The sequence below is a fragment of the Bacillus sp. EB106-02-03-XG38 genome (assembly GCF_058792175.1).
On record NZ_JBYTED010000001.1, the window covers coordinates 811,020 to 822,964 of the forward strand.

Below are 11,945 nucleotides of genomic sequence, written 5' to 3' on the forward strand. Positions count from 1 at the left end.
TTTTATATAGACATGCTCAAAAAAGTGGTATTTACATAATGTATAATACGAACCAGTTAAAATGATCAACTACCTATTAGTTTTCAAACCAAAAGGAGGAGAAAATATGAGTTACGGTGGTTCTTGTGGTTTTGGTGGAGGTTTCGCTTTATTAGTTGTGTTATTCATTTTATTAATTATTGTTGGATGCAGCTGCTGGGGCGGAGGGTACTAATTACTAACTAGTCTCCACAAATGTAAACTTAAAAAACATAAAAGATACTTATGTATCGAACAAATAAAAAAGGAGCAATTACGCTCCTTTTTTATTTGTTTTCAGATGAATTTACATTACATTTCGGCAATGTAATTGTTAAAGTTGTACCTTTATTAACGATGCTTCGGATTTTCAAACTACCTTGCATCGTTTCAATGATCTTAACAGCAACCATTGTACCTAAACCTGTACCTTTCGTTTTCGTACTAAAATACGGCTCGCCAAATCGATTTATTTGCTCTTGTGACATACCAATTCCGCTATCCTCAATTCGTATAATAACTTTATTATTACTAATAGATGAGGAGATATTTAAAGTACCGCCATTAGGCATTGCTTCAATACCATTTTTTATTAAGTTTAAAAAGCATTGTTGAAAGTGTTGTTTATTACCAACAATTGTTGCCGTTGAGAAATCTTTTGTAATATGTATTGTGTTCATGTTACATAAAGGTAAGATCATATTAATAACTCGATTTAACTCTTGTTCTACTGAAATTTGATCTGATTTTTCTGAAGCAGGTTTGGCAAACGTTAAATAATCATCAATAATTCCTTGAGCACGATGCAACTCTTCAAGTATGTGTTCAATATACTCGTCTCTAGATTTTGGAGTTAAATTTGGTGTTTTTAAGAGCTGAGTAAATCCTTTTACGACAGTTAAGGGATTTCTTACCTCGTGCGATATACTAGCAGCGAGTTGGCTAACAATCTCCATTTTTTCCATTTTAATTAACTTCGATCGCATACATACTGCATCTTTTAAAACTTCATTAAAATAAATTACAAACAACATCAAAATAGTTGGTAATATTATGAAATAAATAATGTATAAATTATTTACTTCAAAATCTGATAAAGTCAATACAATTACAGTTGTAAATATCGCTAGAAAAAATGTTAAAAACATTCCATAAGCTACTTTAACTTTTCTATTATACTTATTAAATTTTGCAGATGCGAACGCTGTAATGATAAACATTGTGCCATAAACTAGCATTGTTAACAAACTAAATCCATAAAATGAAAACCTTGTAACTAATAAAATAGCAAACAAGATTATACCAACAGGGAACCCACCATAAAGCGTACCTATTATTACTGGTATCTGTCTTAAATCATGAATACAATTTTCATCCATATAGATAGGATATCGCATACATAAAATAAGGGGGATACTTGTACAGAGTATAATAAGGAGTTTTTTATATTTTTTTAAATAGCGACCACTATCATATATAAAATAAAAAATAAATATACTACTTAAAATGTATAGAAGATTATTTAATACGTTTTGGTTAATATAAACAAAGTTCATAATATTTGCCTCATTATTTTGAATTTCCATTTCAAATATATTATACATGATTATAGTAGAAACTTTTTGTTTTTAATAATATAAGTTTATATCTTTTCAGCGTTAGCCACATTTAGCCACTCATTATAAAACGTTTCAACCGACGCATACCGTTCATTCCGGTTTTCATTTACAGCACGATAGGCTATTACATATAAATCTTTACTTGCTTCCCATTTTGTAAAGGAACGATCTTTTCCGCCGCCCAATAGAGCAAACGCCATTGCTCCCATATTAAATACATTTGTTCTTGCATCAATCATGGCATTTAATTCAAATTCTTCAGGAGACATAAAACGCGAGGAGCCCCATAATCTTCCCATTTTATTTATATATGGTTTTTTAGAATATAAATCAATATCACAAATCTTCGTCTCATTTGTATGAAAATTATATAAAATACTACCGTCATAAAAATCTATTGCTACATAGTTTTTCTTTTCAACATATGTATGGAAAGAAAAAATGGAATGTAATGATTGAATTCGATCCATAATTGATAAATGTTTAAATTTATAAAATGGAGAGCTTGGATTAGTATATTTTTCAGGAGGCGGAAAACTCCAATGCGAATGGAGACATTCACCATCAAACCAATCGAAAATTAATACATATCCGGATTGAACTGGAAAATGTTCAATTAGTTTTATAAGCGAGTTATGCTTTAATTCCTCATATAGGAAAACTGATTTTTTTAATCTTTCAATAGCGTCTTTTATAGTTCCTTCATATGCAAGTGTTTGTGCCCCAGCATATTTAATGAATTGCTTACGCCCATCTTTTTCTACACCGAAAGATAGATTACCTGAATCTTGCTGGTCAAAAACCGCAAATACGTTTCCTAATTTCATTAGCCAATCAAAATTATGATGTTCTTTCAAATGGAATGTAACTTGATTTACCTGAATTTTAACTGGAATATCTTTCATATTATACCTCGCATTTATTATAATTAAGTTGTATATCTTAGTATTCGACATATTTTTTGAAAATCCTATGTTAATCACATGGAATTTTATAAATATAATAATAAATAATTTTAAGAGGGTGGATCAGGTGGATCAACAAATCGTCATTAAACCATATGAAAAAGGCTGGCATAAAGAGTATGAAATAGAAAAAGAGAAATTTATTTCTTTATTCGATGGAGACTGTGTTGCTATTGAACATATAGGAAGTACATCCGTAGAAGGATTAGGCGCGAAACCGCTAATAGATATGATGGTTGGTGTAACGGATTTGCAAATTACAGATAAGTGGATTGAAGCACTAATAAAAATTGGGTACGAGTATGTTCCGAAAGAAACCCCTAATTGGCGTTTTTTTAGAAAGGGAAAATGGAGAGCTGGTACTCACCATTTACATGTCTATATTTATAATAGTGAGGAGTGGAAGAATAACATTTTGTTTCGTGATTTTCTTATAAAACATAAATGGGCACGGAAAGAATATAGAGAATTAAAAGTGATACTTGCAGCTACATATCCTTTTGATCGTGCTTCATATACAAGTGCTAAAGCACCGTTTATTCAAAAGATATTAGAATTGGCTAAAAATTAAAAAACACCCTGCCTTTCCTACGTTATTTATAGGGAAGGATTTTTTCTTTGTCACAATGATATACATTATTTCTAATTATTGGAGGCAGATTCTTTTATTTATTTTGATATATCTAGTACATTGAAAATATTAAGGGGGAATGAAGCAATGAAAGCTATTGTACATCAATATAAAAAAGGGGTAGAAGGATTAGAATATAGATTGTCAGCTGAAATAAATCCTAAATTTGGTGAAGTGAAAGTAAAGTTAAAAGCTGCAGGATTAAATCATAGGGATTTATTTATTATAAACAATAGAAAAGAAATGGATCTGCCGTTAGTAATAGGATCAGATGGTTCAGGGATTGTTACAGAAATCGGAGAAGGCGTGTTAAATCATTTATTAAATAACGAGGTTATTATAAATCCTAGCATTGGATGGGATAATATTGCCGAAGTACCAGAGTTACCAGAGGTGTTAGGTGGACCGAAAGATGGAACGTTTGCTGAATATGTCATTGTGCCAGCTAAAAATGTAGTGGCAAAACCGTCACATCTTACTTGGGAAGAGTCTGGCGTATTATCTTTATCGGCATTAACTGCATATAGAGCGCTTTTTACAAAGGGTAGATTGAAGTGTGGAGAACATGTTTTAATTCCAGGAATAGGCGGCGGTGTAGCGACATTTGCCATGTTATTTGCGAAAGCAATTGGCGCAAAAGTCATTGTTACTTCAAGAGTTGAGAATAAAAGAAAGTTTGCCGAAACATATGGCGTAGACTTTTCTTTTAATAGTTCTGGAAATTGGGAAGAGAATTTATGCGGAGAGAAAGTAGATTTAATAATTGATAGTATAGGATCAGCAACATTCTTAAAATACTTTGATGTATTAAAACCAAATGGTAGAATTGTTAATTTTGGTGCAAGCTCAGGAGATAAAATTGAATTACCTTTACGAGCGTTATTTTATAATCAAATCGATATTATGGGGACATCTATGGGTAGCCGTGAGGAATTTAATGAAATGATTAAGTTTATAGAGAAATATAAGATTAAACCAATTATGGATAAAGTTTATTCGTTAGAAGAGGCGATTCAAGCATTAAAACGTATGGAACAGGGAGAACAGTTCGGTAATATTGCTTTACGTATGGAATAAAAATATGATTTAATAACCTATCTTTTTATATAGATATGTTATGTAATATATACACTTATAGTTCGTGAATCATTGAATTTAAAAGGTTTTTTAACATTATACACCTTTAATTCATGTAAATAGTTACATAATTGTCAAATGAAAAATAGTAAAATGAATAAAGTGAAAATCTAAATATGTGTAAATGTTGTATACTGTGTAAATCAAGTAAACTTGTATCTTTATTTCAAGTAATATAAGGAGAGAGTAACGTGAATTACACAGTATTTCAGTGGATAAACAATTTAGCGGGTACATCTGCGCTCTTAGATAAGATAATGATTACTATTACAAATAGCGCTGCATATGTGGCTATTCTATTCATGTTTATCTTATGGTTTCATAACGGAAAAAAAGAGAATGCGATAAGGAAACAATATACAGTGTTGTATACGACACTTTCAGTAATAATTGCATTACTAGTAAATGTTTTTATTCATGCAGTATATTATCATCCACGTCCTTTTGTATCATATGATGTGAATCAATTAGTACCTCATGCAGAAAACTCATCATTTGTTAGTGATCATTCTGTACTTGTATTATCGATTGCATTCATTTTTGTTCTTAGAGGAGAAAAGTTAAGATATATTGCACTTTTATGGGCGGGTTTAGTTTGTATATCACGTTTGTATGTAGGTGTTCATTTTCCTTTAGATGTAATAGGTGCGGCTGTAATAACAATGATATCAAGCAGTTTATTGTTGCAGAAAAAACGTATATTTGAACCAATCGCAAAACTTGTTTTCAAAATGTATGCACTCGTAGCGAAACGAATTCCCTTTTTAGAAAAATATAACCATGTAGCTTAAATTTTATAATTAGTCTCCTATCGATTAGATGAAAAAATCCCCCTTTGGAAATCCAGAGGAGGATTTTTTATTGTATATAAGTGAATAGATTATTTGCAATAAGAATTTGAATGTTATGGAGTAGAATTAAAAGAAGGAATATTATGAAATTTCACGTACTGCATTTTAAATATATAAATAAACTAGCAATAACAATAATTAGTTTCACATTGTTTTAAAGGAATTAAAAGGAAAAGTTCGAAACATATAGTATTGAAAGCAAAAAACTACATAATTTATAGCACACCATCGCAGCAATTAATTGTAAAAGAAAGGAGATAAATATGCATAAACTTCAAACGAATAAAGGCGCGCGGTATTTTATGGTTGCTTTTATTGTTTTGTTTCTTATTATGCTTTTGCGTTTTTTCTATATTCAGGCAGTAGGAGTCTTGCATAATGTCAATGTAAAGGATCTAGCAAATGAACAACATAATAAAAATGGTGTTTTGGAAGCGAATCGTGGCACAATATATGATCAAGCTGGAAAAGTGTTAGTCCAAGATTCCACAACGTATCGTGTTGTTGTGAATTTGAAAGGTACAGATAAGGTGAACAATAAAGAGGAAACCGCAGAGCGATTAGCTGATGCGCTTGAAATTGATAAAGAGGACGTATTAAAAAATTTTCATGAAGGACGCACGCAAGTTGAAATTGGAAAAGTTGGCCGGAATTTATCTAGAGAAGTAAAAGAACAAATAAAGCAATTGAAAATCCCGGGTGTATCTTTTATGCCAGAAAAAGCAAGAGTGTATCCAAATGAAGATTTTGCATCCTATATACTTGGTTTTGCGAGACCAGACGATAAAGGAAATACAGAAGGGAAATTTGGACTTGAAAAGAGTCTGGATAAATATTTGCGCTCGACAAACGGGAATATAGAATATGTGGGAGCAGCAAGAGGAATCCCGCTTACAAATGATATAGGGAAAATAGAACCAGCTAAAAATGGGAATAACGTATACCTTACGCTCGATAAACAAATTAATAGTTTTTTAGAAGAAGCGATGAATAAGGCGCAAGTACACTATGACCCCTCTATGTTAGTAGGAATTATAGCGGATCCAAAGACAGGGAAAGTTTTAGCAATGTCAAGTAAACCTAGTTTTAATCCTAATAAAGGCGATATCGAATATTTTTTAAATGATCCAATCGCAAATGCATATGAACCAGGTTCAACAATGAAAATATTTACGTTAGCTGCTGCAATTAATGAAGGTGTATATAACGGGAAAGAATATTTCCAATCCGGAAAATATTCAGTCGGTTCATCAGATATTAAAGATCATAACGGTGGATTTGGATGGGGATCTATTACGTTTGATGAAGGTTTTGAAAGATCATCAAATGTTGCTTTTTCTATTTTAGAAGATCAGTTATTGAAACCAAATAAATTTAAGCAATATATGAATAAATTTGGATTTAACCAAAAAACCGGCATAGATTTACCTGGTGAAAGTAAAAATACTTTACTATTAAATACACAAATTCAACAAGTCACAACTTCTTTTGGGCAAGGTTCTACAGTAACTCCGATTCAATTAATCCAAGCAGCTACCGCTATAGCAAATGACGGAAAAATGATGCAACCATATATCGTTGACAAAGTTGTAAATCCAATAAATAAACAAGTTATTATGGAAAATCAACCGAAAGAAATTGGGAATCCGATAAAAAAAGAGACAGCGGACAAGGTAAGAGACTTAATGGAGCGTGTTATTACGTCTTCAAAAGGTACTGGTACAATGTATAAAGTGGATGGTTATCCAATTGGAGGTAAGACAGGAACAGCGCAAATCCCGAATCCTGAAAATGGACGATATATGGAGGGGAAAGAAAATTATATTTTTTCATTTTTAGGTATGGCTCCGATTGATGACCCAGAGTTAATTGTATACTTAGCTATTAAGCAGCCAAAGTTAAAGGGAGATGAGTATGGAGCTCAGCCGCTTTCAGAAATATTTAAACCAGTTATGAAAAATAGCCTTGAATATTTAAAGGTGAAGCCATATACAGAAAAACAAATGGCAGATGCAACGAAACGTTCTGAATTAAAAGTACAAAATTATGTAAATCAATCAATGGATACAGTAGAGGATAGTGTGAAAAAAGAGAAACTTCAACCGATGGTTTTAGGAGAAGGAAAAATAATAAAGCAATATCCGCAGTCTGGTGAAATAATGAGTGAAGGAGATCGTATATTTTTATTAGGTACCAACGCAAAAATGCCTAATTTACAAGGTTGGTCTATGCGTGATGTTATGTATTTCTCCAAGTTATTAAAATTAGATTTAAAAACTACTGGTACGGGCTACGTAACGAGTCAAACCATTGAAAAAGGACAAGGTATACAAGAAGGCGATGCATTAGAAATAAACTTAGAACCACCTTTACAACCGTTAGTAGAGGCGAATACAAATTAATTCGGATAAAGTGTAGGGTCTATATACTATAGGCTCTTTATTTTATAGATTTAAGTAATTTCACGCACCGTAATTTTTAGAAAAAATAATAAATAAAAGAATTAACAAAAACACGTTATTAAATATCTGATTATTTTTTATTTACAGTTAAATATTTCTGTGATAATATGGAAAAAATCAAATGCAGTGAAGAGAAGAGTAAATAAAATGAATTTTTCACAGAGAGCTCCATTTAGCTGAAAAGGAGTAAAAATTCTTTATTGAACCAAGCCTCTGAGCAGCACATCGGAACCTTTTATTAGGGGGTGGTGTGACGGGAGCTCCCGTTATAGAGCTATGGTATAAGCATGATTTACAATGCAGTACCTGATAAGGTTAATATGGCGACATATTAACAAACTAGGGTGGCACCGCGATGATAAATCTCGTCCCTAAGACAAAAAGTCTTGGGGGTGGGATTTTTTTATTGTTTAAATACAATTTGGAAAGCGGGGGCCTAAAATGAAAAACTTACTTAAAGATTGGAAATATCCTTTATTACTACTGTCTGGCGTTGGAATTGCGAATTTAGGGGCATGGATTTACTTAATAGCACTGAATGTACTCGTCTATAATATGGGGGGCTCAGCCCTAGCTGTTGCTACTTTATATGTAATTAAACCATTAGCCACCTTATTTACAAACGCTTGGTCAGGAAGTATGATTGATCGTTTAAATAAACGGAAGTTAATGATTCACCTTGATATATATCGTGCGGTATTTATCGCTATTTTACCTTTACTTCCATCACTTTGGATGGTTTATGTGTTCGTATTCTTTATTAGTATGGCCAGTGCGATTTATGAACCAACTGCTATGACATATATGACTAAATTAATTCCAGTTGAGAAAAGACAACGTTTCAACTCATTGCGTAGTTTAATAGGATCTGGTGCATTTTTAATTGGTCCAGCGATAGCGGGAGTATTGTTAATAGCAAGTACACCAGAGTTTGCAATATATATAAATGCTATAGCGTTTCTCTTATCAGGAATAATTACATTGCTATTACCTAATCTTGATAAAAAATCCGATATTCATACATCAAATGACACGTTATCTTTAGCTGTACTAAAAAAAGATTGGAACATCGTTTTAAATTTTAGTAAAAAATCTTTGCATATCGTTTTTGTGTACTTCTTATTTCAAGGGATGATGGTTTTAGCTACCGCAAATGATTCGCTTGAATTGTCATTTGCTAAAGAAGTTCTATTGTTAACAGATAGTGAATATGGCTTTTTAGTTAGTACCGGCGGGGCTGGAATTATTTTGGGAGCTATAACAAATACAATTTTATCTAAAAAACTAGCGCCTTCATTTTTAATTGGAATAGGATCATTATTCATTGCAATTGGTTATTTAATTTATGCTTTTTCAAATGGGTTCGTAATAGCTGCTATCGGATTTCTTATTTTATCTTTCTCTATGGCATATGCAAATACAGGATATTATACCTTTTATCAAAACAACGTTCCCGTTCACATAATGGGACGGATTGGAAGTATATATGGACTAGTAATTGCCGGCATAACCATTTTGATTACGATTCTATTTGGAGTTGCTACTCAATTTATTTCTATACAACTTGTCGTTATCGTAGGTTCATTAGTAATGCTACTTATTACTATCATTTTGTGTGTGTTTACTTTATTGCCATCACAGTCTAAAGTACATTCCTCTGGGTCAATTCATTCAAAATAGTTCTCTTGGTTTTGATTTACGGTATTCAATAGGAGGGTTCTCCCTCCTATATATGGAAATATAAGAAAGGAGAACAATATTGATAAACAAGGGTGATTTTTGTAATGAAAACAAAAGATCAAATAGACAGCATTGTAAAAGAAATGCATCGGCAAATAGATTTCTCTGGGGTAATTTTAGTAAATGAAGAAAAAGGCTTAGTCTATGAAGAGGCGTTTGGTTACGCAAATCGAAATGAATGTATAAACAATACGCTACAAACAAGGTTCGGAATTGCCTCCGGTTGTAAAATCTTCACTGCTATCGGTATCTGTCAACTTGTTGAAAATGGGATAATTACTTTTCAAACAAAGTTAAAAGAGTGTTTAAGTATTAACTTTCCAAACTTCAATGAAGATATTACAATACATCACCTTTTGACGCATAGTTCGGGTATTCCAGATTATTTTGATGAAAATATTATGGATAACTTCGAAAATCTATGGAAACAAACACCTATGTATCTTTTAAAAAGTTTAAAAGACTTCTTACCATTATTCCAAAACAGAAATATGATGTTTGCACCTGGAAGCAAGTTTCACTACAACAATGCAGGTTTTATCATACTGGGATTAATAATCGAAGAACAGACAGGACTTACATTTACGGAGTATATAGAAAAAAACATATTTAAACCAATTGGTATGAATGATTCTGGCTATTTTTCTTTAGATATATTACCAAGGCACACGGCTCTTGGATATATAAAAGATGAAATTAACCAAAATTGGAGAACGAACACCTACTCTATACCAATAATAGGAGGATCTGATGGTGGAGCTTTTATTACTGCGCCAGATATGCTGAAGTTCTGGGAAGCATTGTTTAACTATGAAATCGTAGGCAGAGAATATACAAAGATACTTTTAACCCCACATATTCAAGTGAATAATAATCAGTCTTACGGCTATGGAATATGGATTGAAACAAGAGCAAATAAGATATTCAAATATCATGTAATGGGGTATGATCCAGGCGTTAGTTTTCGCTCAGCTGTATATCCAGGCTTAGGAATTACTTTAGTTATTCCATCAAATAAAGGAACAGGACCCGAAAAAATAATGAAAGAATTAGAAAACTCTGTTTCATAAGGTTAAAAGAGTTTATGAATGCACTAATAAATGCAAAAAAGACGTACTATTTATTTGTGCGTCTTTTTTGTATAAATAACACTTAAAACTGATGGGAATCACATTCTATATTTTATGATTTTTAGTACCTAGTTTATTTAAAGTATGGAATAAAAAGAAGCGAATATAATTTTTAAATGTAAACAAGTAAATAGGAGGACTCTAAATGGAATTTCTATTTGTTATTCTACTTGTTGTTTTTATAATCATACTAATGCAAGGTAAAGAATATAAAGTGAATATTAATCTTATTTGGCTCATTCCGGCTTTGCTGTGCTTTGTGACAATCCAGTCTATTATTCATATGGGACAATTAACTATGTTGAAAGTATTACTATTCGTTGTAATGCTAGGGATTGGATTGGGTCTTGGAGTAATTAGGGGAAAAGTTTTAACATTTCGATTAGATAGTGAAACAGGTCATGTATTAAGAAAAGGAAATTGGTTAAGTACAATTATTCTACTTGCTATTCTAGGTACGAAGGTTTTGATTAAACAAAGTATGTTTTCTGGCAGTACTCACTATACATTAATGGTTGTAACAAATACCTTTTTATGTATCACATTAGGTACTGTAATTAGTAGACGATATTATATTTGGAAAAAATATAATGAATTAATACAAAAAACATGAAAGTATTCATCCATTGTTTAACAGCACCGTGAACGGTAATACTAAATAACATTGAACATTTACAACAAGGGATGATAATATGATATTCATTTACACAGATTTCGGCGGAACACATTCAACTTCACTTGCTGCAGCTTATCATTTAAATAAATTGCCAACGGATCGTAAGTTAACGAAAGAAGAAATTTTGAATGTAGATTACTTTAATAAATTGAAAACAGAGGATATGGGGAAAATCATTTTTCATGGAATAGACGAAAATGGTAATCCGGTTTATACAATTGGATGTGGTGCATCAAAAGTTGTTGTACCTGCGATGAAGCATTTAGGAGAGATTTTGCAAAAACATTATCAAAGTCATGAAAAGATTGTTTTTTCCAATACATCACCTACAGTTCCTTTACCAATGACTTTTGGTGGCCTGTTTTCTAGAAGGTTTCACATTGATTTCATCGGTGTACCGTTACTCGTATGGGGCGCGAAACTTTGCTGTGATAACGTACAAAGACTTGTTAGTTATACGAAGGAAGCTGGCCGATTGACGAATGATTATGTTGTAATTTTAGATAATGAAACCTTTAAATAATATAGGATAAGAAGAAAATTGGGCAAATACTTCGATTTTCTTCTTTTTTTCGTGAAATGACAAAAAATATTCACATTTACTATTCATCTACTATAGCCAAAACAATAAAGTCCTGTTACTATTACAGGGATATTCTCTTTTCGTAACATAAATATATAGAAAAGTCAGAAAAGAGGAATTGAATTAAGGGAGG

The 11,945-nt window shown here is 31.9% G+C and carries 11 protein-coding genes and 1 other annotated feature; of the genes, 9 read left to right on the forward strand and 2 right to left on the reverse strand.

Annotation, left to right across the window (positions count from 1 at the left end; translation table 11 throughout):
- Positions 1–106 precede the first annotated feature (106 nt).
- Positions 107–214 carry a YjcZ family sporulation protein gene (locus tag AC3WTI_RS04115; RefSeq protein WP_000120182.1) on the forward strand — a complete coding sequence of 36 codons (108 nt, stop codon included), beginning with the start codon at positions 107–109 and terminating at the stop codon, positions 212–214.
- 91 nt (positions 215–305) lie between these two features.
- Here AC3WTI_RS04115 and AC3WTI_RS04120 read toward each other — a convergent pair whose 3' ends face one another.
- A complete protein-coding gene (locus tag AC3WTI_RS04120) occupies positions 306–1,574 on the reverse strand; it encodes a LytS/YhcK type 5TM receptor domain-containing protein (RefSeq protein ID WP_097841069.1) in 1,269 nt (422 codons plus the stop codon).
- 86 nt (positions 1,575–1,660) lie between these two features.
- Positions 1,661–2,542: a protein kinase family protein gene (locus tag AC3WTI_RS04125; protein WP_087956233.1), complete on the reverse strand. Its 882-nt coding sequence runs from the start codon at positions 2,540–2,542 to the stop codon at positions 1,661–1,663.
- A 127-nt stretch (positions 2,543–2,669) separates the two neighbouring features.
- On the opposite strand from AC3WTI_RS04125, the gene AC3WTI_RS04130 reads away from it, so the two are divergent.
- The 8 genes from AC3WTI_RS04130 to AC3WTI_RS04165 all read left to right on the forward strand — a co-directional run bounded on the left by AC3WTI_RS04130 (position 2,670) and on the right by AC3WTI_RS04165 (position 11,752).
- The gene (locus AC3WTI_RS04130; protein WP_098903252.1) at positions 2,670–3,173 is read left to right on the forward strand and encodes a GrpB family protein; all 504 of its coding nucleotides are present in this window, start codon (positions 2,670–2,672) and stop codon (positions 3,171–3,173) included.
- A gap of 147 nt (positions 3,174–3,320) precedes the next feature.
- Entirely contained in the window at positions 3,321–4,310 is a 990-nt protein-coding gene (locus AC3WTI_RS04135) for a zinc-binding dehydrogenase (RefSeq protein ID WP_097841071.1), read from the forward strand.
- Positions 4,311–4,561: 251 nt separating this feature from the next.
- Positions 4,562–5,161, forward strand: a complete 600-nt coding sequence (locus AC3WTI_RS04140) for an undecaprenyl-diphosphatase (protein WP_087956231.1) — start codon at positions 4,562–4,564, stop codon at positions 5,159–5,161.
- A gap of 323 nt (positions 5,162–5,484) precedes the next feature.
- On the forward strand, positions 5,485–7,623 hold the full coding sequence (locus AC3WTI_RS04145) for a penicillin-binding protein (protein ID WP_097841072.1): 2,139 nt from the start codon (positions 5,485–5,487) through the stop codon (positions 7,621–7,623).
- Positions 7,624–7,800: 177 nt separating this feature from the next.
- Positions 7,801–8,059: a binding site (T-box leader), on the forward strand.
- Between the two features lie 65 nt (positions 8,060–8,124).
- Positions 8,125–9,363, forward strand: coding sequence for an MFS transporter (locus AC3WTI_RS04150; RefSeq protein ID WP_087956229.1), 1,239 nt, complete (start codon positions 8,125–8,127; stop codon positions 9,361–9,363).
- A 104-nt stretch (positions 9,364–9,467) separates the two neighbouring features.
- On the forward strand, positions 9,468–10,493 hold the full coding sequence (locus AC3WTI_RS04155) for a serine hydrolase domain-containing protein (protein WP_097841073.1): 1,026 nt from the start codon (positions 9,468–9,470) through the stop codon (positions 10,491–10,493).
- A gap of 205 nt (positions 10,494–10,698) precedes the next feature.
- On the forward strand, positions 10,699–11,166 hold the full coding sequence (locus AC3WTI_RS04160) for a DUF1453 family protein (protein WP_087956227.1): 468 nt from the start codon (positions 10,699–10,701) through the stop codon (positions 11,164–11,166).
- 79 nt (positions 11,167–11,245) lie between these two features.
- The gene (locus AC3WTI_RS04165; protein ID WP_087956226.1) at positions 11,246–11,752 is read left to right on the forward strand and encodes a DUF3189 family protein; all 507 of its coding nucleotides are present in this window, start codon (positions 11,246–11,248) and stop codon (positions 11,750–11,752) included.
- Positions 11,753–11,945 lie beyond the last annotated feature (193 nt).

Coding starts and splice junctions, on each gene's coding strand:
- AC3WTI_RS04165 (WP_087956226.1), top strand. CDS start 11,246: ATGATATTCATTTACACAGATTTCGGCGGAACACATTCAACTTCACTT.
- AC3WTI_RS04120 (WP_097841069.1), bottom strand. CDS start 1,574: ATGAACTTTGTTTATATTAACCAAAACGTATTAAATAATCTTCTATAC.
- AC3WTI_RS04160 (WP_087956227.1), top strand. CDS start 10,699: ATGGAATTTCTATTTGTTATTCTACTTGTTGTTTTTATAATCATACTA.
- AC3WTI_RS04125 (WP_087956233.1), bottom strand. CDS start 2,542: ATGAAAGATATTCCAGTTAAAATTCAGGTAAATCAAGTTACATTCCAT.
- AC3WTI_RS04150 (WP_087956229.1), top strand. CDS start 8,125: ATGAAAAACTTACTTAAAGATTGGAAATATCCTTTATTACTACTGTCT.
- AC3WTI_RS04115 (WP_000120182.1), top strand. CDS start 107: ATGAGTTACGGTGGTTCTTGTGGTTTTGGTGGAGGTTTCGCTTTATTA.
- AC3WTI_RS04135 (WP_097841071.1), top strand. CDS start 3,321: ATGAAAGCTATTGTACATCAATATAAAAAAGGGGTAGAAGGATTAGAA.
- AC3WTI_RS04155 (WP_097841073.1), top strand. CDS start 9,468: ATGAAAACAAAAGATCAAATAGACAGCATTGTAAAAGAAATGCATCGG.
- AC3WTI_RS04145 (WP_097841072.1), top strand. CDS start 5,485: ATGCATAAACTTCAAACGAATAAAGGCGCGCGGTATTTTATGGTTGCT.